The sequence below is a fragment of the Rummeliibacillus pycnus genome (assembly GCF_050459865.1).
GTDB classification, from domain to species: Bacteria; Bacillota; Bacilli; order Bacillales_A; family Planococcaceae; genus Rummeliibacillus; species Rummeliibacillus pycnus_B.
On record NZ_JBCMNM010000026.1, the window covers coordinates 97,078 to 120,908 of the forward strand.

General features: G+C 35.4%; 21 protein-coding genes and 1 other annotated feature. Of the genes, 19 read left to right on the forward strand and 2 right to left on the reverse strand.

The features are described from left to right. Window positions 1–36: 36 nt before the first annotated feature. Complete coding sequence (locus ABE048_RS07435; RefSeq protein ID WP_430310283.1) at window positions 37–426, forward strand: FxsA family protein; 390 nt, start codon at window positions 37–39, stop codon at window positions 424–426. On the opposite strand, the gene ABE048_RS07440 is transcribed toward ABE048_RS07435, so the two are convergent. Beyond that, window positions 407–1,324, reverse strand: coding sequence for an AI-2E family transporter (locus tag ABE048_RS07440; protein WP_430310285.1), 918 nt, complete (start codon window positions 1,322–1,324; stop codon window positions 407–409). The genes ABE048_RS07435 and ABE048_RS07440 overlap by 20 nt on opposite strands. A 298-nt stretch (window positions 1,325–1,622) precedes the next feature. On the opposite strand from ABE048_RS07440, the gene citZ reads away from it, so the two are divergent. The 17 genes from citZ (at window position 1,623) to rplT (ending at window position 21,528) form a co-directional block, all read left to right on the forward strand. Continuing rightward, the gene (gene citZ / locus ABE048_RS07445; protein ID WP_430310286.1) at window positions 1,623–2,738 is read left to right on the forward strand and encodes a citrate synthase; all 1,116 of its coding nucleotides are present in this window, start codon (window positions 1,623–1,625) and stop codon (window positions 2,736–2,738) included. A gap of 80 nt (window positions 2,739–2,818) precedes the next feature. Further along, window positions 2,819–4,084: an NADP-dependent isocitrate dehydrogenase gene (icd, locus tag ABE048_RS07450; RefSeq protein ID WP_430310288.1), complete on the forward strand. Its 1,266-nt coding sequence runs from the start codon at window positions 2,819–2,821 to the stop codon at window positions 4,082–4,084. Window positions 4,085–4,171: 87 nt separating this feature from the next. Further along, window positions 4,172–5,110, forward strand: a complete 939-nt coding sequence (gene mdh / locus ABE048_RS07455; RefSeq protein WP_430310289.1) for a malate dehydrogenase — start codon at window positions 4,172–4,174, stop codon at window positions 5,108–5,110. Window positions 5,111–5,297: 187 nt separating this feature from the next. Further along, window positions 5,298–5,744, forward strand: a complete 447-nt coding sequence (locus ABE048_RS07460) for a MaoC/PaaZ C-terminal domain-containing protein (RefSeq protein WP_430310291.1) — start codon at window positions 5,298–5,300, stop codon at window positions 5,742–5,744. Between the two features lie 63 nt (window positions 5,745–5,807). Next, complete coding sequence (locus ABE048_RS07465) at window positions 5,808–6,524, forward strand: response regulator transcription factor (protein WP_430310293.1); 717 nt, start codon at window positions 5,808–5,810, stop codon at window positions 6,522–6,524. Further along, complete coding sequence (gene pnpS, locus ABE048_RS07470) at window positions 6,524–8,059, forward strand: two-component system histidine kinase PnpS (RefSeq protein WP_430310343.1); 1,536 nt, start codon at window positions 6,524–6,526, stop codon at window positions 8,057–8,059. Before ABE048_RS07465 ends, pnpS begins: the two co-directional genes overlap by 1 nt. A gap of 383 nt (window positions 8,060–8,442) precedes the next feature. Beyond that, entirely contained in the window at window positions 8,443–11,070 is a 2,628-nt protein-coding gene (gene polA, locus ABE048_RS07475; RefSeq protein WP_430310294.1) for a DNA polymerase I, read from the forward strand. A gap of 15 nt (window positions 11,071–11,085) precedes the next feature. Next, window positions 11,086–11,958: a bifunctional DNA-formamidopyrimidine glycosylase/DNA-(apurinic or apyrimidinic site) lyase gene (mutM, locus tag ABE048_RS07480; RefSeq protein WP_430310295.1), complete on the forward strand. Its 873-nt coding sequence runs from the start codon at window positions 11,086–11,088 to the stop codon at window positions 11,956–11,958. Between the two features lie 15 nt (window positions 11,959–11,973). Then, a complete protein-coding gene (gene coaE, locus ABE048_RS07485; RefSeq protein WP_430310296.1) occupies window positions 11,974–12,567 on the forward strand; it encodes a dephospho-CoA kinase in 594 nt (197 codons plus the stop codon). 132 nt (window positions 12,568–12,699) lie between these two features. Beyond that, window positions 12,700–13,722 (forward strand): glyceraldehyde-3-phosphate dehydrogenase, encoded by a 1,023-nt coding sequence (locus ABE048_RS07490; RefSeq protein ID WP_430310298.1) that lies wholly within the window; start codon window positions 12,700–12,702, stop codon window positions 13,720–13,722. A 211-nt stretch (window positions 13,723–13,933) separates the two neighbouring features. Further along, window positions 13,934–14,413 (forward strand): transcriptional regulator NrdR, encoded by a 480-nt coding sequence (gene nrdR, locus ABE048_RS07495; protein ID WP_430310299.1) that lies wholly within the window; start codon window positions 13,934–13,936, stop codon window positions 14,411–14,413. Between the two features lie 27 nt (window positions 14,414–14,440). Next, window positions 14,441–16,255, forward strand: coding sequence for a DnaD domain protein (locus ABE048_RS07500; RefSeq protein ID WP_430310345.1), 1,815 nt, complete (start codon window positions 14,441–14,443; stop codon window positions 16,253–16,255). Further along, window positions 16,255–17,211 (forward strand): primosomal protein DnaI, encoded by a 957-nt coding sequence (gene dnaI / locus ABE048_RS07505; protein ID WP_430310301.1) that lies wholly within the window; start codon window positions 16,255–16,257, stop codon window positions 17,209–17,211. The genes ABE048_RS07500 and dnaI overlap by 1 nt, the downstream gene beginning before the upstream one ends. A gap of 63 nt (window positions 17,212–17,274) precedes the next feature. Continuing rightward, window positions 17,275–17,512, forward strand: a binding site (T-box leader). A 165-nt stretch (window positions 17,513–17,677) separates the two neighbouring features. Continuing rightward, window positions 17,678–19,615, forward strand: coding sequence for a threonine--tRNA ligase (gene thrS, locus ABE048_RS07510; protein WP_430310302.1), 1,938 nt, complete (start codon window positions 17,678–17,680; stop codon window positions 19,613–19,615). A 763-nt stretch (window positions 19,616–20,378) separates the two neighbouring features. Then, on the forward strand, window positions 20,379–20,885 hold the full coding sequence (gene infC, locus ABE048_RS07515) for a translation initiation factor IF-3 (RefSeq protein WP_430310303.1): 507 nt from the start codon (window positions 20,379–20,381) through the stop codon (window positions 20,883–20,885). A gap of 32 nt (window positions 20,886–20,917) precedes the next feature. Further along, window positions 20,918–21,118 carry a 50S ribosomal protein L35 gene (gene rpmI / locus ABE048_RS07520; RefSeq protein WP_397539582.1) on the forward strand — a complete coding sequence of 67 codons (201 nt, stop codon included), beginning with the start codon at window positions 20,918–20,920 and terminating at the stop codon, window positions 21,116–21,118. Window positions 21,119–21,168: 50 nt separating this feature from the next. After that, a complete protein-coding gene (gene rplT, locus ABE048_RS07525) occupies window positions 21,169–21,528 on the forward strand; it encodes a 50S ribosomal protein L20 (RefSeq protein WP_403095966.1) in 360 nt (119 codons plus the stop codon). A gap of 162 nt (window positions 21,529–21,690) precedes the next feature. Here rplT and ABE048_RS07530 read toward each other — a convergent pair whose 3' ends face one another. After that, complete coding sequence (locus tag ABE048_RS07530) at window positions 21,691–22,128, reverse strand: Rrf2 family transcriptional regulator (RefSeq protein ID WP_430310304.1); 438 nt, start codon at window positions 22,126–22,128, stop codon at window positions 21,691–21,693. Window positions 22,129–22,328: 200 nt separating this feature from the next. Between ABE048_RS07530 and hmpA the strand changes: the two genes are divergently transcribed. Further along, window positions 22,329–23,516, forward strand: a complete 1,188-nt coding sequence (gene hmpA, locus ABE048_RS07535; RefSeq protein ID WP_430310305.1) for an NO-inducible flavohemoprotein — start codon at window positions 22,329–22,331, stop codon at window positions 23,514–23,516. Window positions 23,517–23,831 lie beyond the last annotated feature (315 nt).

Consider the following 23,831-nt stretch of genomic DNA (forward strand, 5'->3'; position numbering starts at 1 on the left):
TATATCTATTTGAAACCTAAAGAAGAGGTGAAAACAATGCGGAAATTTTTGATGTTATTAATATTAGTACCTATTATTGAAATTACTGTTGTTTTAATATCTGGAAAGCTAATAGGGGCATTTCCAACCCTATTATTAATTGTCTTAACAGGTATGCTAGGTATATATCTAGCTAAAACAAAAGGTATTAATGCCTTCCGACAATTAAAAACCACAATAGAAAGAGGGCAAGCGCCAGGAGATGCGATTATTGATGGTGTGTTAATATTTATCGGTTCCATTGTACTCGTTCTACCTGGTTTTATCTCAGATATTATTGGTATATTATTGGTAATTCCAGCAACTAGGAAGCTATTTAAACCAGCTATTTATTATTGGCTTCGTAAAAAAATGAAAAAAGGACAAATTATTTTGATGCAAAAATAGGATGTCTTTGCAATTTAACTGCAATCAATAATATAAATGGGCTTATGATTATTCCTGCTACACCAAATAGTAGTAAGCTAATCGCACTTAAGATGAAGGCGTGTACCGAGCGAATTTGCATGGTAGACGCCCACATCATAGATTCAGCAAATTGTCTTGTAAGTTGAATTACTGCAAATAAAATGAGTAATTGAATCCCAAGTGCAATTTTCCCTGTCGTCATGAAAATAATACTAATTGGGATTAAGAAGATTCCGATACCTAAAAAAGGCAAGAAATCACAGATTGAAACAAGTAAAGCTTTGCCAACAGGTTGAGAAAAATCGAGAATATAAAATCCTATTGATAGTAACGCAAATGTAATTAATAATAAGCGTACTTCAACTGAGATGAAATAACTAAATAATGTTGTAGCCTCTTCGAAAATATTACGAATCGGTTTTCTGAAACGAGCAGGAATATAGACAAAAAACCAATGTCTATTCCTGCTCGTTTCGTATAATGCGAAGTAAAATGCAACGATAAAAATAGTGATTTCTACAAGATGTTGCATTATATCTTGTATAGATTGAAAAATTTTGCTCAACATTATATCGAATAGTTCAAATAATTGCTCTCTTATTTGAATTATGATTGCAGTAGGAATATGAATGAATGAAGAAGCTTCAGATAAATTTTCTTTTAGGACAGGAAGTGTATCTATGAGTACCGTGGCGAGGAATAATAGTACCACTGCTAACCCTATGACCATTAATATTTCGATTAGAAGTGCAGAAATAAATGAAGGTAATTTTAATCGTTTATGGAATAATTGAAGCATAGGTGACAGAAAATAAGCGAAGACAATAGCTAATGTTACTGGAAGTATAAGCCAAGCAAAAAGAATTAAAAAAAGCACAAAACTCCATAACTTTATGTTATTTATGATGTTTTTATCCGAAAACTTAAAAATATGGACACCAGCTTCCTTGTTTACCAATTTATGTTTTCTTAATAATTTTAATATCTTCTAAAAAAAACTGTAATATTCTTCATAAAGTCGTTTTTCTATAAAATGAGGGTTTTTCATTCACAAAGCCGTCAAAATTTATTATAATAGCAATTGTAAGCGATTTACTTATAGGTTCATATTGATTATTGAAGTGTCAAAATTTGATTTTTACACTACTTTAAAACCGAAAAAGGAGCGAGATATAATGGCAACAACTAAAGGTTTAGAAGGCGTTGTAGCAGCAGAAACTAAGATTAGCTCAATCATTGATGATACTCTTACATATGTAGGCTATAACATTGATGATTTAGCAGAAAACGCATCTTTTGAAGAGGTAGTTTACTTACTATGGCACACACGTTTACCAAAAGCAGACGAATTAGCTGAGTTAAAACAACAACTAGCTGAAAATATGGAAGTGCCACAAGCAGTATTAGACCACTTCAAAACTTACGATCTTAAATCTGTTCATCCAATGGCAGCTCTACGTACAGTAGTATCTTTATTAGCTTTATATGATGAAGATGCAGAAGTTATGTCAGATGAAGCTAACTACCGTAAAGCTATCAAATTACAAGCTCGTATGGCAACAGTAGTTACTGCATTTGGTCGTATCCGTGCTGGTAAAGAACCAGTTGCACCGAAAAAAGATTTATCATATGCGGCTAACTTCTTGTACATGCTAACTGGTAAAGAACCACAACCAATCGAAGAAGAAGCTTTCAACAAAGCATTAGTTCTTCATGCTGACCATGAATTAAATGCATCTACATTCACTGCTCGTGTATGTGTAGCTACATTATCTGATATGTATTCTGGTGTTACTGCAGCAATTGGTGCTCTTAAAGGACCTCTTCACGGTGGCGCAAATGAACAAGTGATGAAAATGTTGTCAGAAATCGGTTCAGTTGAAAACGTTGAGTCTTATATCCAAAACAAATTAGACAACAAAGAAAAAGTCATGGGATTCGGACACCGTGTATATCGTAAAGGTGACCCTCGTGCAAAACACTTACGTTTAATGTCTGAAAAATTGACTAAACTAACAGGTAAACCTGAACTTTACGAAATGTCAGTTAAAATCCACGACATGATCGTAGAACAAAAACATTTACCTGCAAACGTAGACTTCTTCTCAGCATCAGTTTACGATTCACTAGGTATTGATCATGATTTATTCACTCCAGTATTCGCTGTATCACGTGTATCTGGTTGGGTAGCACATATCTTAGAACAATATGCTAACAACCGTTTAATTCGTCCACGTGCAGAATATGTTGGACCTGGTATGCAAAAATATGTACCAGTTGAAGAAAGATAATTGTTATAATGGTAATATCGAAGGGCAGCGCTAATTTAGCTCCTGCCCTACGTGTATGAATATAGGAGGCAAGGAACAAAATGTCTAACGAGAAAATCGTAGTAGAAAACGGTGTACTAAACGTACCAAACAACCCTGTTATTCCATTTATTGAAGGTGACGGAATCGGTCCTGATATCTGGGCAGCTGCTTCACGTGTAATTGATGCTTCAGTAGAGAAAGCTTATAATGGCGAAAAGAAAATTCAATGGCTTGAAGTTTTAGCTGGTCAAAAAGCATTCGACACAACTGGCGAATGGTTACCTCAAGAAACTTTAGATAAAATCAATGAATATTTAATCGCTATTAAAGGACCTCTTACAACACCAATCGGTGGAGGTATCCGTTCACTTAACGTAGCATTACGTCAACAACTTGACTTATATGTTTGCTTACGTCCAGTGCGTCACTTTGAAGGTGTTCCATCTCCAGTTAAACGCCCAGATGATATTGACATGGTAATCTTCCGTGAAAACACTGAAGATATCTATGCTGGTATCGAATATCAAGAAGGTTCAGATGATGTGAAAAAAGTTATTAACTTCCTTCAAAATGAAATGGGAGTAAACAAAATTCGCTTCCCAGAAACTTCTGGTATCGGTATTAAACCAGTATCAAAAGAAGGTACAGAACGTCTTGTACGTGCTGCTATCAACTATGCAATCAAAGAAGGCCGCGAATCACTTACTTTAGTACACAAAGGTAACATTATGAAATTCACTGAAGGTGCATTCAAAGGCTGGGGTTATGCTGTAGCTGAAAATGAATTCCCTGATCAAACTTTCACTTGGAACCAATATGATGCTATTAAAGCTGAACAAGGTCAAGAAGCTGCTGACAAAGCTCAAGCAGATGCTTTAGCTGCTGGCAAAATCTTAGTTAAAGATTCAATCGCTGATATCTTCTTACAACAAATCTTAACTCGTCCAAAAGAGTTCGATGTTGTTGCAACAATGAACTTAAACGGTGACTATATCTCTGATGCACTTGCTGCTCAAGTTGGTGGTATTGGTATTGCTCCAGGAGCTAACATTAACTATGTAACTGGTCATGCTATTTTCGAAGCTACTCATGGTACAGCTCCTAAATACACTGGTTTAGATAAAGTAAACCCATCTTCAGTACTTCTTTCAGGCGTACTTATGCTTGAACACTTAGGATGGAAAGAAGCTGCTGACATGATCACTGCTTCAGTTGAAAAAACAATTGCTTCTAAAGTCGTAACTTATGACTTTGCACGTCTAATGGATGGCGCTACTGAAGTAAAATGTTCTGAATTCGCTAACGAATTGATCAAAAATCTTTAATTCAAATTAGCTTGAACTTGAAAAAGGGAAAAGGGATTTAATCCCTTTTCCCTTTTTACATTATAAATAAAAGGGAGAGTTTTTATAATGGCTTCTAATCGTAAAAAGATTTCTGTAATCGGTGCCGGCTTCACTGGTGCTACTTCTGCATTCTTATTGGCTCAAAAAGAACTTGGAGATGTTGTTCTTGTTGATATCCCTCAAGCTGAAAGCCCAACCAAAGGTAAAGCTTTAGATATGGCTGAAGCTGCTCCAATACAAGGTTTTGATTCTCACATCATCGGTACTTCAAATTACGAAGATACTAAAGATTCTGATGTGGTCATCATTACTGCTGGTGTTGCGCGTAAACCTGGTATGACACGTGATGACTTAGTTCAAATCAACCAGAAAGTGATGAAGTCTGTAACTGGCGAAATTGTTAAATATTCTCCAAATACAACAATCATTGTATTAACAAACCCAGTTGATGCTATGACTTACACTGTTTACAAAGAATCGGGTTTTCCTAAAAACCGCGTAATCGGTCAATCAGGTGTACTGGATACAGCTCGTTTCCGTACTTTCGTAGCAGAAGAATTAAACTTATCAGTTAAAGACATAACTGGCTTCGTGCTTGGTGGTCACGGTGATACAATGGTACCGCTTACTCGCTTCTCTTATGCAGGTGGTATTCCACTAGAAACTTTAATTTCTAAAGAACGTTTAGATGAAATCGTTGCTCGAACTCGTACTGGTGGTGGAGAAATCGTAAACTTACTAGGTAACGGTTCTGCATACTATGCTCCATCAGCGGCTCTAGTAGAAATGGCAGAAGCTATTCTTAAAGATCAACGTCGTATATTACCATCAATTGCATACTTAGAAGGCGAATATGGTTACGATGGTATTTACCTAGGTGTACCAACAGTTCTAGGTGGAAATGGTATCGAACAAATCATTGAATTAGAATTAACTGCAGAAGAAAAAACAGCTCTAGACAACTCTGCTGAAGCAGTTAAAAACGTAATGAATGTTCTTGCTTAATTATTTCTCTCCAATTGATCGGAAAGGTTGTTGCCTTTCCGATTTTTTTTATATAGTTTCTTTAATGTTGTTAACTGAGGTGTTCAAATAATTTAGAGCGAACTAAAATTAATCTCGTCTTCACACTCGATTTTTCCTCTGTTTATTGATACTATAAACTTACTGAATACTTCAAAGGGGGAATCCTGTGTTACTTGATAAAAAAAGAAAGCTGGGCAAACAGCTTGAAGAATTATCAGTCGGGGAATCGATTCAGCTTACAGAAAAAATTGAGGATAAAGATTTGTTATTATACTTGGGAATAACAAATGATAATAATCCTTTGTACATACAACATGACTATGCTGCTCAAACCGCTTATGAAAAACCAGTAGTACCAACTGTGATGTTAATAGGAATTGTGACATCAGCCGTTTCAAAGTATTTACCGGGTGCTGGATCGTATATCCGGGAACAATCGTTTCAATTTCCAAAACCTTTGTACCACTATGAAACGGTTCAAATACAACTAATTGTAGAGCAAATTGACTTAGTTAGTCGTGATATAATAGTAAGGGTAGAAGGAATAAATAGTAATGAAGAAATCGTGTTAGAGGGAACAGTTATAGCAGTCCCACCAATTCATCCAAAATAATTTACAACTGAGAAGCAACAGATTTGAGATGGGGGTTTCAAATCAACTGCGGAGGCATATAAAATGACTAATAAAATTTTAGTAGTAGAAGATGAAATATCTATTGCGACATTATTACAATATAATTTAAAACAAGCAGGTTATGAAGTCGTTACAGCAAACGATGGACAAGATGGATTAAACAAAGCGATTACAGAAAAGCCAGATTTAATCCTGCTAGATTTAATGTTGCCGAAATTAGATGGTATGGAAGTTTGTAAAGAATTACGTATGAAAAAAATCAATACACCTATTATTATGCTTACAGCAAAAGATGACGAATTTGATAAAGTACTTGGTCTTGAGCTGGGTGCAGATGATTATATGACTAAACCATTTAGTCCTAGAGAAGTAATGGCACGTGTAAAAGCTGTATTAAGACGTTCAAAAGTAATTGATGAACCTCAAGTAGAAGAACAACATACAGGTGAGAAATCATACCATATTGGTCATTTAAATGTTTATCCAGATCGTTTTGAAGCGTTTTTAGATAACAATTTATTAGAATTTACACCTAAAGAGTTTGAATTATTGTTATACCTTTTAGAAAATAAAAATCGAGTTTTAACACGTGATCAATTATTAAGTGCTGTGTGGCATTATGACTTTGCGGGTGATACGCGTATAGTAGATGTGCATATTAGTCATTTGCGTGATCAAATTGAAGAAAATAGCCGAAAACCGAAGTTTATTAAAACAATTCGCGGACTAGGTTATAAATTTGAGGAGCCAAAAAATTGATACAGTCATTACGATTCCGTTTATTATTTTCTTTTAGTTTATTGTACATTATTACGTTAGCTGGCCTTGGTTTTACTTTAGGTCAGCTTTTCCCTCTTTTAGTGAAAGATTCTATAGGAACAAATATGGAACAATCAAAAGAAAATGTTCTTCATGTTTTAGAAGAACAACATATCGATTTTACAAGTTCACAAAAAAATGAAATTCTAAACTCCTTAACATTTCAAACAAAAGTTCAAGATCTAAGTGATATACGACTACAACTATGGATTTTACTTGCTATAGTCTTTGTTATCACCTTTATCATATTAATTGTTGTTACAGCTCGTCTTATCAAAAATTTATCGCAACCGATTGATAATGTCATGATGACTGCTTTTGAGCTAGCAAAAGGGAATTACCGTGCTCGTGCATTTGAGATAACAGGCTCTCCAACTTTACGGTTAAGTAAAGCAGTAAATGGATTGGCTAGAAACTTGCAAGATATCATGATTGTACGTGAAATTGAACAGGAACGATTAAAGACATTAATTGAAAATATGGGTAGTGCACTGATCATGATTGGTAGAGAAGGGGATATTACTATTGTCAATAGATTCTTCACTGAGTTATTCGATCAGCAATATGAAGATGTACAAAGCCAGCTTTTTCGTGAATTAGGGTTGCCTCATGAGTTAGAAGAATTCGTGGATTATGTCTTCATGACAGAAGTACCCTATAGAAAACAAATACACATTAAAATTCAACAGGAATATCGTGATATGGAAGTCTATGGTGCTCCAGTCGTAGGTGAGCATGGACTATGGCTTGGCGTCGTAATTGTTATGCATGACATAACTGACTTGAAAATGTTGGAACAGATTCGAAAAGATTTTGTAGCGAATGTATCTCATGAGCTTAGAACACCTATTACATCAATCAAAGGTTTCTCTGAAACACTTTTAGATGGAGCGTACAAAGACCAAGAAACTTTACTTAGCTTTTTAGAAATCATGAACAAAGAAAGCAATCGTTTACAGATACTCGTGAATGATTTGCTAGATTTATCCAAGATTGAAAAAACAGGTTTTACGGTTAATATGGAAAAGACAAATTTACGTGATGTGATTGTTAGAACAATAGAAATGACACATCAAAGAATAGAAGAAAAAAATATGCAGTTTGAAGCACAAATTGATGAGGAAGTCTTTATTAATGGTGATCCCTATCGCTTAGTTCAAGTATTTATGAATTTAATGGCCAATGCGATCAACTATTCACTGGAGAACACGAAAATTACTGTTCATCTATATGAGAAAGGTCAGAATGCGATTTTGGAAATCTCCGATGAAGGAATTGGTATTAGCAAGGAAGAAATTCCACGTATATTTGAACGATTTTATCGTGTAGACAAAGCGCGAAGTCGAAACTCTGGTGGAACGGGATTAGGATTAGCAATTGTGAAACATTTAGTAGAAGCACATCATGGGAAAATTCAAGTTGATAGTGTTGTTGGAAAAGGAACAACAATGCGTCTTATTTTTCCGAAAGTCTAAATAGAGAATCAATTACTCAATTTGGATATACATCCATAATTCCCTATACAATTAATCAATAAAAGCAATTAAAAGCTTTGAATTATAAAAGCCTTTACAATGTCTTAACAATTGATTCATATACACTTCAAAGTGGGGCTTTATACTAATAATCGAAGCCCCCTTCAAATTTATTTTTTTTAAGAGAGTCGCTGTTTTATAGCGCTCTCTTTTCTTTTTGACAGAAAACCGAACGTTTTTTCGTGTTTTATATAGCCACTCTTTTCCTTTCCTATTACATGCATGGTAAAATATATAATGAGAAATAACTAATGTATATCTAAATTAGGACAAAAAATGAATTGAAAGAATAATCGATTCAATTATTTTAGGAGTGTGCCATTATGACAAAGGAAAAATTGCTTTTATTAGATGGTAATAGTTTGGCGTATCGAGCGTTCTTTGCGCTGCCGTTATTAACAAATGATCATGGCATCCATACAAATGCAGTTTATGGATTTACAACAATGCTACAAAAAATATTAGAGGAAGAAAAACCAACAAAAATGCTAGTCGCATTTGATGCTGGAAAAACAACCTTCCGACATAAGACATATTCAGAATATAAGGGTGGAAGACAAAAGACACCACCTGAATTATCAGAGCAATTTCCATACTTACGAAAATTACTAGATGCTTATCAAATCAAACAATACGAATTAGAAATGTATGAAGCAGATGATATTATTGGTACATTAAGTAAACAAGCTGATGAACAAGGTCTTGAAGTAATTATCGTGTCGGGTGATAAAGACTTAACACAATTAGCGTCAGATAATACAACTGTTTATATTACCAGAAAAGGTATGACAGATATTGAACACTATACGCCTGAACATATAGGTGAAAAATATGGTCTGACACCACATCAAATTATCGACATGAAGGGATTAATGGGCGATTCATCTGATAATATCCCTGGAGTTCCTGGTGTCGGAGAAAAAACAGCGATTAAACTACTGACTCAATTTCCAACAGTTGAAGAAGTATATGACCATATTGATGAAGTAAGTGGAGCAAAATTAAAAGAAAAGCTTGTGAATAACGAGGCACAGGCGAAAATGAGTAAACAACTTGCGACGATTAACCGTGAAGCACCTATCGAAGTTAATATTGATGATTTATCATATGAAGGACCAGACGTCGATACATTATTTGCTCTATGGCAAGATCTCTCTTTCAAATCTTTAATTGAAAAAAGTAGTTATGAATCAGAAGCTAAAGAAACTGCTGAGTTAAATTTCGAAGTCGTAGAAGAATTATTGGAAAATCAATTAACGAGTCCTATGGCTATGCATTTAGAATTAGAGGACGAACACTATCACACTTGTGAAAGATTTGGAATTGCTCTTACAGCAGGAGAAACAGCTTTTTACATTCCTTTTGAAAAAGCGTTAGAATCTCAAGATTTCGTCTCATGGCTTGAAGATGATACAAAGAAAAAGTTCCTATTCGATTCAAAAGCAACACAATCTGCCCTTTTACGCAGTGGTATCAAATTAAAGGGTATTGAATTCGATCTATTATTAGCTGCATATATAGTTAATCCTGCAATGTCTTCAGACGATGTAGCTGCCGTTGCAAAAGAATTTGGTTATACAGATGTTCATTCAAATGATGTTATCTACGGCAAAGGTGCGAAAAAAACAATCCCTGAACAAAATGTTATTGCAGAGCATACAGGCCGTAAAGCAACAGCTGTTTTTAATTTGCAATCAAAACTTGAAGGGCGTTTAAAAGAAAACGAACAATATGATTTGTTCCGCAATCTAGAATTGCCTTTAGCATCAATCCTTAGCCAAATGGAAAGCTATGGTGTTTCAGTAGATCGGAATCGTTTAGTTGCAATGGGCGCAGAACTAACTTCTAAGTTGAAAGACTTTGAAGAAGATATTTACAAAAGCGCAGGAGAAAAATTTAATATTAATTCGCCTAAACAACTAGGTGTTATATTATTTGAAAAACTTGGATTACCTGTTATCAAAAAAACGAAGACAGGTTATTCAACAGCTGCTGATGTATTAGAAAAACTAGCGCCTGAGCATGAAATTATTCAACATATTTTACAATACCGTCAATTAGGAAAGTTGCAATCAACATATATTGAAGGATTATTGAAGGTAATTCATGAAGAGGATCAAAAAATTCATACCCGCTATCAACAAGCATTAACTTCAACAGGCCGCCTAAGTTCAACTGATCCAAACTTGCAAAACATTCCAGTACGATTAGAAGAAGGTCGTAAAATTCGCCAAGCGTTTGTACCTTCTCATGATGGTTGGAAAATGTTCGCTGCCGATTATTCACAAATTGAATTACGAGTACTTGCAGATATGTCTAATGATGAAAACTTAATCAGTGCTTTTAATCATGGAATGGATATTCATATGAAAACAGCAATGGATGTTTTCCATGTAGCGGCTGAAGATGTCACCTCGAATATGAGACGTGCAGCAAAAGCAGTTAATTTTGGAATAGTGTATGGAATTAGTGATTATGGGCTATCACAAAACTTGAACATCACACGAAAAGAAGCAGCTGATTTTATCGAACGCTATTTCGAAAGTTTCCCAGGTGTTCAGAACTATATGAAAAATATCGTAGAAGAAGCAAAGAAAAATGGTTATGTTACAACCATATTAAACCGTCGTCGTTATTTACCTGATCTAAATAGTTCAAATTTCAATTTACGTAGTTTCGCGGAACGTACAGCGATGAATACACCAATCCAAGGCAGTGCTGCAGATATCATCAAAAAGGCTATGATTGATATGGCAAAAGCGTTAGAAGAACATCAATTACAAGCAAAAATGCTATTACAAGTACATGATGAATTAATTTTCGAAGCGCCAGAAGAAGAAATTGCAACATTGGAAAAACTGGTGCCTGAAGTAATGGCAAATTGTATCCAATTACAAGTACCGTTAAAAGCAGATTTTGCTTCAGGACCAACATGGTATGAAACCAAATAAAGGAGTTGTAATCGCATGCCCGAATTACCTGAAGTAGAAGGAGTTGTGCGTGAACTTCAACCTGTCGTGACGGGGAAAATAATCCGTCACGTACAGGTTTCTAATACAATTTGTACGTCTATTCGGGAAGGAAAAGCGTGCATTATAAAAGGAATGAAACCCGAAATTTTTTCGGATTTACTGGAAAATATGCAAATTAGAGAGGTCAAAAGACGTTCAAAATACATCCTTTTCCATTTGGAAAAAGACAATTTAAGCTATGTTCTAGTGAATCATCTAGCGATGACGGGTGCATGGTTCTATGTACGTTCATTAAACGAAATTACGGAAGCTAAATTTCAAAAGCACATTCATATTGTATTCACTTTTGAAGAAGATGAATTTCTTGTATATGCGGATATACGTCGCTTTGGGGAAATGCGTCTCCTACATTCGATTGAAGAATACCCTCCGCTTCTAGAAATAGCGCCAGAACCCTTTTCGAAAGAAGCACTGCCGTATTTTATTGCTAAATCAAAACTTCCAAAATATTCGAATAAACCTGTTAAAGAAGTAATCATGGATGGTCAAGTCATTGCAGGTTGCGGCAATATTTATGCGACAGAGTCCTTATTCCGTATGAAAATCCATCCTGCGAGGAAACTTTCACGAATAAGTGACAAAAGAAAATCAGAGTTATTTCATACGATTGCAGCAATATTACATGAGAGTATTAATGCTGGTGGTTCGAGTATTTCTGATTATCGTAATATTAATGGAGAAGCAGGCGGAATGCAAGATCGCTTACAAATGTATGGTAAGAAAGCGTGCCCAATATGTCATACTAATACAAAGCAAATGGTAATTTCAGGGCGGAACTCAGTGTTTTGTCCGAAATGTCAACATTAAAGGTGTGTGAACAAGATGATTATAGGTTTAACTGGGAGTATCGCAAGTGGGAAAAGTACGGTTGGAAAAATGTTACAAGAATTAGGTCTAAAGATTGTCGATGCTGATATCGTTGCGAGAGATGTTGTAAAACCAGGAACAGAAACATTGGGTAAAATTGTGGAAGTATTTGGAGAAGATATTTTAATGAAAAATGGAGAAATGAATCGTCCTAAATTAGGAGAAATCATTTTTCATGATCCTGCAAAAAGAAAAGAATTAAACGCTATTATTCATCCAGCAATTCGTAAAGAAATGTTGCGACAAAGGGATGAATGGCTTGAAAAAGGAGAAAAACATGTAGTATTGGATATTCCTTTGCTATTTGAGAGTCGTTTGCAACATTTTGTAGAAAAAATTTTAGTTGTTTCAGTTTCAGAGGATACACAACTAACAAGATTGATGGAAAGAAATCACTTATCAGAAGAAGAAGCGGAAGCAAGAATCGCTTCTCAACTTCCTTTATCTGTAAAAGAAGAGGGCGCGGATGCTGTCATTTATAATAACGGAAACTTAGAAAAAACACGCGCTCAACTATTGAAAACACTGGATTTGTGGGACGTTATATGATAATAGAACATAAAATTCTGAAAATATAAACATTAAAAGATAGTTTAGAATATGTTTTACTTTCTGAGAAATGTGCTATACTATTTTGAGAATAAAACAAAGTATAACGGAGTAACAGGGAGGATTTTATTCATGACAGTCTCAATTGCTATTAACGGATTTGGCCGAATTGGTCGTATGGTATTCCGTCAAGCGATACTGCAAGATGATTTAAATATTGTAGCTATTAATGCAAGTTATCCAGCCGAAACTTTGGCTCATTTGATAAAGTATGATACAACTCATGGCAGATTTAATGGTGAAGTAAAAGCAGAAGAAGATGCTTTAGTTGTAAATGGTAAACGCGTTCAGCTTGTAAATGATCGTAACCCTCAAAACTTACCTTGGAAAGAAATGGGCGTCGATATCGTTATTGAAGCAACAGGTAAATTTAATGAGCGTAGTAAAGCAGCATTACACCTTGAAGCAGGTGCGAAAAAAGTTATTTTAACAGCACCTGGTAAAAACGAAGATGTTACAATCGTAATGGGTGTTAATGATGATAAATTAGATCTTTCAAAACATGACGTTATCTCAAATGCAAGTTGTACAACAAACTGTCTTGCACCAGTTGCGAAAGTTTTAAATGATACATTTGGAATTGACAACGGTTTAATGACTACAGTTCATTCATATACAAACGATCAAAAAAATATCGATAATCCACATAAAGATTTAAGACGTGCACGTGCATGTGCTGAATCTATTATTCCAACTTCTACAGGTGCAGCGAAAGCATTAACACTTGTATTACCTGAATTACAAGGTAAATTACATGGTATGGCGCTACGTGTTCCAACACCTAACGTTTCATTAGTAGACTTAGTTGTAGACTTACAACGAGATGTAACAGTTGAAGAAGTAAATGAAGCATTCAAAAAAGCTTCTGCAGGCCCATTAAAAGGTATTTTAGATTTCACAATGGAACCACTTGTATCTCGTGATTTCAATACAAATCCTGCATCAGCAACAATCGATGGTCTTACTACTATGACAATTGGTTCTCGTAAAGTAAAAGTACTTGCTTGGTATGACAATGAGTGGGGTTACTCTTCACGTGTTGTAGATCTTACTAAAAAAGTTGTAGCTGAATTAAAAGAAACAGTAAATGCATAAATAATCGATTGGCTAAATCCTTCTAACTGATTCAGTTGGAAGGATTTTTTTTCTAAAAATGCACAAAATTATACTAAAGAATCGAAATATGACGAATTTCGATATAGTTTTTTGATGTAAAGGGGAATTTCTACTCTTTTTTTCGATTTATATCATTATTTTTTGATATAATAGGTAAACTAATATGTTTCGAAATCAGGAGAGAAAAATTATGAAATGTCCAGCTTGTCAATATAATGGAACGAAAGTCATTGATAGTAGACCTGTTGATGATAACAAAGCAATTCGCAGGCGTAGAGAATGTGAATCATGTAGTTTTCGTTTTACGACTTTTGAAAAAGTTGAAGAAATGCCACTCATTGTAGTTAAAAAAGATGGTTCACGTGAAGAATTTAGTCGAGAAAAAGTTCTTCGTGGTCTTATTCGTGCATGTGAAAAACGCCCTGTTGCATTAAGCGTTTTAGAGGATTTAGTGTTTAATATTGAGCAAGATTTACGAAGAATTGGTAATGCTGAAGTAAAAACAGAAGAGGTTGGAGAAATGGTTATGGACCGACTTTCTAAAATTGATGAAGTATCATATGTACGTTTTGCTTCTGTATATCGTCAATTCAAGGATATTAATGTATTTATCGATGAGCTAAGAGAGTTAATCGAAAAACAATCCAAAGAACGTGAAAGAGAACAGTAAGTTAAAGTTTTGGAGGGAGAATAGTTGGTGAATTTATATAATGAATTGCAACCTGTTGATCGCCTATCCATTCGGGTACCTTTCCCTCTATCTAGTTATGACCGAAAGTTGATTACTTTGCTGTATCAACCTCTAATTGGGGCAGAGCCAATAAGTCTCTATTTTTTATTGTGGGCTGAAGGGGAAAATATAGATGATAATATGATGTCACATTATCATTTGATGAATGCATTAGATATGCCAATAGGCAAAATTTTCGAATCGCGTATAGCACTTGAGGCAATTGGTTTATTACGAACATGGCGTAAAGACCAACAAGAAATGCGTTCTTTCTTATATGATGTGATGCCGCCTCTTGATGCCGCCACCTTCTTTGATGACCCCCTACTATCGATGTTTTTATATAGTAAAATAGGGGAATCAGCATACCGTAATTTAAGACAGCGTTTTGTTTCAAAGGGATTGTCCAATTATGGCTATCAGGAAGTATCTAGAACATTTACAGATGTTTATCAGCCTGTTAAGCATAATTTGCCATCTGATGAAATACAACTTACAGGATTACAAGAAAAGCCAAAAGAATTACCTTTTCATTATGAGGATTTTGATTTTAATCTCTTAAGAGTGGGTTTATCTGAGCAACTAGTTCCGTCATCTGTATTAACAGCAGAAGCAAAAGCAACAATTGCAAAATTAGCTTTTCTTTATCATTTGACACCATTTGATATGCAGAAAATTGTATTATTAGCACTTGACGATCAAATGGTATTAAGTGATTTAAGATTAAAAAAAGAAGCGGCTGATTATTATAAATTGACAGTATCAAAAGAACCTCCTGAAATGCAATCTGTTATCAAAAAAGAGCAGCAAAAGCAAGAAGTATTTACACAAACAGCGGTAATAGATGAGGATATGGATCCTATGGAAGCAGAACTGATACGCTGGTTTGAAGCATCTTCTCCAATAGATGTATTGACAGCTGTGGCAGGAGGACAAGAACCATTTCCTAATGATCGCCAGTTAGTAGAAGATTTAGTGATGCAATATGGCATAACAACGCCTGTAGTTAATGTACTGATTCATTATGTCTTTTTACGTAATAATGGGAAATTAAATAGAAAATATATTGAAACAATTGCATCACATTGGCGTAATACAGGCGTAAAAACGGCAAGAGAAGCCATGAAGTTAGCAAGAGAATTTGAAGAAAATAACACAACTGATTCTAAAACAGCAGCAACGAAAGAGACAAAAGATTATTCAAAAGAATACAAGATACTAAAAGCTGGAGCAGGCGTTTTTTATCAACTACCACAATTTTTGGATTCGGATTATTCAAATATAGATCAACTAAAAAAAGAGTTAATCCCTATTTTCGATAGTGTAAAATCAATTGACTTATTATCAATGCTTATAAAAGGGAAGGTGCCATTTGAAAAGGATGTCAAAGTGGTCCAGGATTTTACTACAAAGTATGATATCCCAACACCTGTCGTGAATGCCTTAATTCACTATGCTTATTATTTAAGCAATGCCAATTTAAATAGTGCATTCCTGCAAGCTATTGCTTCCAACTGGCAAAAAAACAATATTCAAACAGCAGAGCAAGCGCTGAATTTTGCTAGAGAATATCAAATTCAAAAGAATCGTAAGCAATACTCGTCAAAAGGTAAACAAACTGGCAAACCTCAAAATGTGCCAGATTGGTACTATGAAAATAAATTAAAGCAACAAAAGAAAAAAGACGAAAAACCATTAGAAGAAAAACAAACAGATTATGAAAAGAAACGCAAAGAAATATTGAAAAAACTAGGTATGAATGAAGGAGAGGTGGATTCATAATGGAACCAATCAACAATGAATTAAAAAAAATGATGGATTCACAGTTTCAAGCTCGTTACGATGAAATGCAAAGAGAAATCCTAGAAAATAAAGGGGTTCAAAAATTCCTAGCAGAAAACGATCAAGTAGCAAACCGTGAAATGGTGGAACGAGGATTAGGAAAGCTTTATGAGTACGTCAACCAACAACATGATTGTAGCCAATGTGAATCTGTCGCTACTTGTAAAAATGCTATTAAAGCTATTAACGGATTTGTTCCGAAATTAGCCATTATTCGTGGGCAAATAGATGTGGAATATGTTCCTTGTCAAACGAAAAGAATGGAAGATGCACGCCGCAAAGCAGCTTCTATGATTTCTAGTATGCATATGCCAAAAGACGTTCTAAAGGCAAAAATTAGTGATGTAGATACAAGCAATGAGTCCAAAAAAGCAATCCGTACTTTTGCAGAATTATTTATCCAAAAAGTACGAAATACAGGAAATTTACCGAAAACTGGTTACTACATTTATGGTAATTTCGGTGTAGGTAAATCCTATGTGCTCGGTGCAATAGCAAATGAGCTTGCTACGATGGAGATTAAAACAGTAATGGTCTATGTACCTGATTTTCTAAGCGAATTAAAAAGTTCTATTCAAGATCAATCTCTTCAAGAAAAGGTTGAATTCGTTAAAAAAGCACCCGTTCTAATGTTAGATGACTTAGGTGCAGAAAATTTATCTCAATGGACAAGAGATGAAATAATTGGGACTATTTTGCAATATCGCATGAATGAAGGTTTACCTATCTTCATCACATCTAATTTTAATTACGAACAGCTTGAAAATCATTTCGCTACAACTCAAAAAGGTGAGGTAGACGTGATAAAAGCAGCAAGAATTATGGAACGTATTAAGGCTTTAACGACTGATTTTGAAATGATTGGTGAAAATAGAAGACTTTATCAAGCTGATTAAGCCTTAAATTGATGCTTGATTTTTAAAACAATTCAGTATATAATTTCAACCATAATCTAAATATGAAATGCTTGGAAAAGGACAATAATTTTTTTGCACGACTCAAAGAGAGAGAAGCCATGGCTGAAAGCTTCTTAGTAACGGCATGAAATTTACCGCCTTGGAGCAGCGACAGTGAAATGTGAGTAATTGTCGACGGTAGCGGCCCGTTAGCCGATCTGGAGCTTCATCTACGCAAGGCTAACTTTAGCTTGCATAGAAGGAAGAAGGGTGGAACCACGAGTACAATCTCGTCCCTTTGCGGACGGGATTTTTTTTGTGCTCTTTTTTAAGTGCTGAGGGATCTTGTCTTAAGGTTGATAGTCTAAGTGCGTCGCGTCCTGTGGCAACGACTATTTGACTCACATCCTGTGTGCCTCCAACTTGTGGCCCAGAGCTCTTGAATATAAAAAAAGGAGAGATTATTATGGCAGACATGATTAAATTAACATTTCCTGACGGCTCAGTAAAAGAATTTGAAAAAGGTATTACAACTGATGCAGTTGCGCTATCTATTAGCCCAGGACTTCGCAAAAAAGCAATCGTTGGTAAATTCAATGGTGTTTTAGTTGATACTAAAACTCCACTTGAAGCAGACGGTACAATTGCTATTATTACACCAACTGATGATGAAGCACTTGAAGTATTGCGTCACTCAACTGCTCACCTTTTAGCTCAAGCTGTTAAACGTGTATTCCCTGGTGTAAAACTTGGTGTTGGTCCTGTAATTGAAGGTGGTTTCTACTACGATATCGATTCTCCAGAACCAATCACTTCTGACGATTTTCCACGAATCGAAAAAGAAATGAAAAAAATCGTTGCAGAAAATATCGAAATCGTACGTCATGATGTTTCTCGTGCAGAAGCTAAAAAACGCTTCGAGAAAATTGACGATGAATATAAACTAGAACTACTTGAAGCAATTCCAGAAGATGAACAAGTTTCAATCTACGAACAAGGTGATTTCTTCGACTTATGCCGTGGGGTACACGTACCTTCTACAGGTAAAATTAAAGAATTTAAATTATTATCAATTGCTGGCGCGTATTGGAGAGGTAACTCTGACAACAAAATGCTTCAACGTATTTACGGTACAGCTTTCTTTGATAAAAAAGATTTAAAAGCTCATCTTGAAATGCTTGAAGAAGCAAAAGAACGTGACCACCGTAAAATTGGTAAAGAACTTGAACTGTTCACTACAAACAAATTAGTAGGTCAAGGTTTACCACTATGGTTACCAAACGGTGCTACAATCCGCCGTTCAATTGAACGATACATTGTAGATAAAGAAGTATCTCTAGGCTACAAACATGTTTACACTCCAGTACTAGGATCTAAAGAACTTTATGTAACATCAGGTCACTGGGATCACTACCAAGAAGATATGTTCCCACCAATGGAAATGGACAATGAAACACTAGTGCTTCGTCCAATGAACTGCCCTCACCACATGATGGTTTATAAATCAGGAATGCGTTCATACCGTGATCTACCTTTCCGTGTGGCAGAACTTGGTACAATGCACCGTTATGAAATGAGTGGCGCTGTTTCTGGTTTACAACGTGTTCGAGGTATGACTTTAAATGACGCTCACCTTTTCGTACGCCCAGACCAAATCAAAGAAGAATTCAAAAAAGTAGTTGAATTAGTCTTATCTGTTTATAAAGATTTCGAACTAAACGATTACGAATTCAGACTTTCATACCGTGACCCACAAGATACTGAAAAATACTTCGATGATGATGAGATGTGGGAAAAAGCACAAAGCATGTTAAAAGAAGCTATGGATGAGCTTGGCTTAGATTACTACGAAGCTGAAGGCGAAGCAGCATTCTATGGTCCAAAACTTGATGTACAAGTAAAAACTGCAATCGGTAAACAAGAAACTTTATCTACAGTTCAACTTGATTTCTTGTTACCAGAACGCTTTGACTTAAACTACATTGGTGAAGATGGTAAACAACACCGTCCAGTTGTTATCCACCGCGGAGTAGTATCAACTATGGAACGTTTTGTAGCCTTCTTAATTGAAGAATACAAAGGTGCATTCCCAACTTGGTTAGCACCTGTTCAAGTACAAGTGATTCCTGTATCTAATGATGTTCATTTCGACTACGCTAAACAAGTAGAAGAAAAACTACAATCTGCAGGCTTCCGTGTAGAAATGGATTACCGTGAAGAAAAACTTGGTTATAAGATTCGTGAAGCACAAATGAAGAAAATCCCTTACATGCTTGTACTAGGAGATAAAGAATTAGAAGATGGTAGCGTAAACGTTCGTCGTTATGGCTCAAAAGATTCTGAAACAATACCATTTGACGAATTTTTAAAAGCAATCCAAGAAGACGTAGCTCATAAAGGTTAAAAAACTTGTAAAGAATTTTAATCTGATTATTATATATGAATTTGCACATCCTTACTACTATAGTAAGGATGTGTTTTTTATGACTATTTTTAATGAAATTTTAGTACTCTTATCTTGTAGAAATAGAATTAGCATAGACACCTGCAGGAAAATGAACCAAATGAGAACCCGCAGCATAGTAGGCACATAGATGAAATTTTTTAATGAAAATTTTGTATTAGTAACATTGTAGAAGTGGAATCAGCGAAAATTCTTTTTGCTCCAGGAGCAAGAAGAATTTTCTGCGACGAGTATCGTAGGAGCAATCTTTTCCTGCGGGAAAGCGAGCCAGAGAGACCCCACAGCGAGATTTTCTCTGCGACGAAGCTAGCGAAGAGGCTCGTCGGTTCGCCAGAGGAAAGCGAAGCTGATTCCACTTCATGAAAATACAGATTTAAATCGATTCAATATATAAAAAAATTATAATAATCGTTGACAACGACTATATCACATGATAAAGTAATAAAGGTTAATGAATACAAGTTTGTGGTTGAAGAAGAGGCTGCCCGCTTCTCACCTGATCGATCTGAGAAATTAGTGTTGACAGGTTACATGATAGAACGGATCACGCATTTTCGCGTGTACATATATCTTGCGGGCGGACATTTCGACTATGTCCGCCCTTTTTTTGTGGACATCGAAATAACCGTACCGATCATCGGGCAACTAGCCCAAACCATGTATTCGCGACACTACTTGGAGGTGGATTGTTATTAGCAAAGACATGTATGTAAACGAAGGCATTCGCGCTCGTGAACTTCGTCTAATCGATCATAACGGTGATCAACTTGGAGTAAAATCACGCAATGAAGCCTTAACTATTGCAGAACGTGCAAATTTGGATCTTGTCCTTGTGGCTCCTCAGGCCAAGCCACCGGTCGCTCGTATCATGGACTATGGTAAATTCAAATTCGAGCAACAAAAGAAAGATCGCGAAGTACGCAAAAATCAAAAAGTTATCGTAATGAAAGAAGTAAGATTAAGTCCTACTATCGACGAACACGATTTCCAAACAAAATTGCGTAACGGGATTAAGTTCCTTGAAAAAGGAGACAAAGTTAAAGCATCTATTCGTTTTAAAGGTCGTGCAATTACGCACAAAGAAATCGGCCAAAAAGTATTAGATCGCTTTGCAGAAGCTTGTGCTGAAGTTGCAACGGTTGAACAAAAACCGAAAATGGAAGGCAGAAGCATGTTCTTAGTACTACAACCTAAGAACGAAAAAAATTAAGTTTTAGTCGAACAGTTTAGGAGGAATTCGAAATGCCAAAAATGAAAACTCACCGTGGCGCAGCTAAACGTTTCAAAAAAACGGGTACTGGTAAATTAAAATATGACCGTGCTTTCGGTAGCCACTTATTCGCAAACAAATCTACAAAAGCAAAACGTCACTTACGTAAAGCAAACATCGTTTCTTCAGGTGACTTCAAACGCATCAAATCTTTACTTGCGAACATTAAATAATTCTAAAATAACAATATATTCATGTAATTGAATAGCAGGAGGTAATTAGTATGCCACGCGTAAAAGGCGGTACTGTATCACGCGCACGTCGTAAAAAAGTTTTAAAATTAGCTAAAGGTTACTTTGGCTCTAAACACACATTATATAAAGTTGCTAACCAAGCAGTAATGAAATCAGGTCAATATGCATATCGTGACCGTCGTCAAAAGAAACGTGATTTCCGTAAATTATGGATCACTCGTATCAACGCTGCTGCTCGCATCAACGGTCTTTCTTACAGCCGTTTAATGCACGGTTTAAAAGTTGCTGAAATCGAAGTTAACCGTAAAATGTTAGCTGACCTTGCAGTTAACGATGCAGCTGCATTCGCTCAATTAGCAGACGCTGCTAAAAAAGCAGTAGCTAAATAATTTATTGCTATTAGCATATTTCAAGCCTATGAATGTATACATTCATAGGCTTTTTTCATGATTACAGAAGCAATGAAAAAATAAATACTATTAAATAAACACAAAAGAAAAACCTTTCGCTGCTCTATTTCAGAACGAAAGGTTTTTCTAACTGTGCATTTACTAATCTTTAAATAGTAATGCAGCAATTTCCTCTTTTGAATGGAGAAAATCACTTAGTCGATATTCATCTAAAACTGCTATATACGCATGGAGTGCCTTATTGAGTGCACCTTTCAAATTACATACAGGCGAGATGACACATCCGACAGATTCAGGGTTAAAACAATCTACCAAGTAGAAGTCTTCTTCAGTTTTTCGAATAACCTTACCAATGACAATATCCTCTGGCTTCATTGCAAGATGAATACCACCACCACGACCACGAATGGTTTCAATATATCCAAGCTTACCAAGCTCATGTGTTACTTTCATCAAATGATTCTTTGAAATTCCATATGCATCCGATATTTCTTTAATCGTTGCTAGCTTTTCGGGTTCCATGGCACCTAGATAGAGCAGGACACGTAAAGAATAATCGGTATATAAAGTTAATCGCATCCAAAACACCACCATTTCTGTATCTATTATACCATGTAAAGTAAAAATCAAGTTGTTTTTAAAAGATGCTTTTTAAATATGTCTTTTTCGTCAAAGATGTATTTTAAATATGTCTTTTTTGTTAAAGATGTATTTTTGATATTGCTTTAAGTGAAGAACGGGTGTATCTTTTAGTTGTTAAAAGAAAAGGAGTGTTGATCATGTTATCACAACAAACTATGGATATTGTAAAATCTACTGCACCAGTATTAGAAGTACACGGAACAGCTATTACTAAAACTTTTTATAAAAATATGTTTGCCGCACATCCTGAATTATTGAATATCTTTAACCATGCGAACCAAGCAAAGGGCCGTCAACAAACAGCTTTAGCGAATACAGTTTATGCAGCAGCAGTTCACATTGAAAATCTAGGAGCAATTATGCCAGTTGTTCAACAAATTGCACAAAAACACCGTAGTTTAGGTATTAAACCAGAACATTATCCAATCGTTGGAGAGTTCTTACTAGGTGCAATCAAAGAGGTTCTTGGTGATGCAGCAACTGATGAAATTATCAATGCATGGGCTGATGCATATGGTGTAATCGCTGATGCATTTATATCAACTGAGGAAGCAATGTATCAAGAAGCTGAAAAACAAGAAGGTGGCTGGAGATTCTTCAAAGAATTTGAAATCGCTAATAAAGTAGTAGAAAATGAAGAAATTATATCATTCTATCTAAAACCAGTTGATGGCCAAGTATTACCTGAATATAAAGCAGGTCAATATATTACAGTTCAACTTCAAATTCCGGGCGAAGAATTCACACTTAACCGTCAATATAGCTTATCTAGAGCTGCAAACAAAGAAGCATTCCGTATTTCTGTAAAACGCGAAGATTTAAACGATCCACAAGGTAAAGTATCTGTTTACCTACACAACCAATCAAAAGTTGGCGATCGTATCCAAGTTAGTGCTCCAGCAGGGGACTTCCAATTAGACCTTGCTTCTAAAGCGCCGGTAACATTCATCGCAGGTGGCGTTGGTATTACTCCACTTATGAGTATGTTCGACACATTAGCTGCACTTGATGCAAACAGATCAGCAACACTTATTCACAGCGCACGTACAGCAAAATTACATGTCTTTGACAATGAAATTTCTGCTAACATAGAAAAAATGCCAAACGCAAGCTACATTGCACTAAATACTGATGAAGTTGGTTATATTACAAAAGAATTCTTAGAAGAAAACGTTAGTCTTGAAAATGATGTATATGTGTGTGGACCATCCGTATTCATGGAAGCAATCATCAACCACTTATATGCAATTGGTTTCAAAGAATCTCAAATTCACTTCGAATTCTTTGGACCAGCAATGCAATTAAAAGTAAACGTTAACGCATAAGAGCAACTCAAAAATAGCAAAAAAAATAAAGAGTAAAAAAGTAGCCAGAGAAGTATCTGGCTACTTTTTTTAGTTAACTATATTGAGTTAAATCAAATTTCGTAACGATCCACGGAAGAATCGATTCAATCCACGAAAATCAGCTCTCAATCCACGGAAAATCATGTTATATACACGAGATAAGTGTCCCAATCCACGAAAAAATGGATTGTATCCACGAAACAGACAATTTAAGTCGTCAATTGGTTCATTAAAAAATTCAATTTTTTGTAACATAACCAATATTAAATAAAAAAATATGTTAATTTCCTCACA

Excerpts from the sequence above, each read along its gene's own strand:
- ABE048_RS07435 (WP_430310283.1), top strand. The coding sequence starts at position 37 with ATGCGGAAATTTTTGATGTTATTAATATTAGTACCTATTATTGAAATT.
- citZ (WP_430310286.1), top strand. The coding sequence starts at position 1,623 with ATGGCAACAACTAAAGGTTTAGAAGGCGTTGTAGCAGCAGAAACTAAG.
- icd (WP_430310288.1), top strand. The coding sequence starts at position 2,819 with ATGTCTAACGAGAAAATCGTAGTAGAAAACGGTGTACTAAACGTACCA.
- mdh (WP_430310289.1), top strand. The coding sequence starts at position 4,172 with ATGGCTTCTAATCGTAAAAAGATTTCTGTAATCGGTGCCGGCTTCACT.
- ABE048_RS07465 (WP_430310293.1), top strand. The coding sequence starts at position 5,808 with ATGACTAATAAAATTTTAGTAGTAGAAGATGAAATATCTATTGCGACA.
- polA (WP_430310294.1), top strand. The coding sequence starts at position 8,443 with ATGACAAAGGAAAAATTGCTTTTATTAGATGGTAATAGTTTGGCGTAT.
- mutM (WP_430310295.1), top strand. The coding sequence starts at position 11,086 with ATGCCCGAATTACCTGAAGTAGAAGGAGTTGTGCGTGAACTTCAACCT.
- coaE (WP_430310296.1), top strand. The coding sequence starts at position 11,974 with ATGATTATAGGTTTAACTGGGAGTATCGCAAGTGGGAAAAGTACGGTT.
- ABE048_RS07490 (WP_430310298.1), top strand. The coding sequence starts at position 12,700 with ATGACAGTCTCAATTGCTATTAACGGATTTGGCCGAATTGGTCGTATG.
- nrdR (WP_430310299.1), top strand. The coding sequence starts at position 13,934 with ATGAAATGTCCAGCTTGTCAATATAATGGAACGAAAGTCATTGATAGT.
- dnaI (WP_430310301.1), top strand. The coding sequence starts at position 16,255 with ATGGAACCAATCAACAATGAATTAAAAAAAATGATGGATTCACAGTTT.
- thrS (WP_430310302.1), top strand. The coding sequence starts at position 17,678 with ATGGCAGACATGATTAAATTAACATTTCCTGACGGCTCAGTAAAAGAA.
- infC (WP_430310303.1), top strand. The coding sequence starts at position 20,379 with ATGTATGTAAACGAAGGCATTCGCGCTCGTGAACTTCGTCTAATCGAT.
- rpmI (WP_397539582.1), top strand. The coding sequence starts at position 20,918 with ATGCCAAAAATGAAAACTCACCGTGGCGCAGCTAAACGTTTCAAAAAA.
- rplT (WP_403095966.1), top strand. The coding sequence starts at position 21,169 with ATGCCACGCGTAAAAGGCGGTACTGTATCACGCGCACGTCGTAAAAAA.
- ABE048_RS07530 (WP_430310304.1), bottom strand. The coding sequence starts at position 22,128 with ATGCGATTAACTTTATATACCGATTATTCTTTACGTGTCCTGCTCTAT.
- hmpA (WP_430310305.1), top strand. The coding sequence starts at position 22,329 with ATGTTATCACAACAAACTATGGATATTGTAAAATCTACTGCACCAGTA.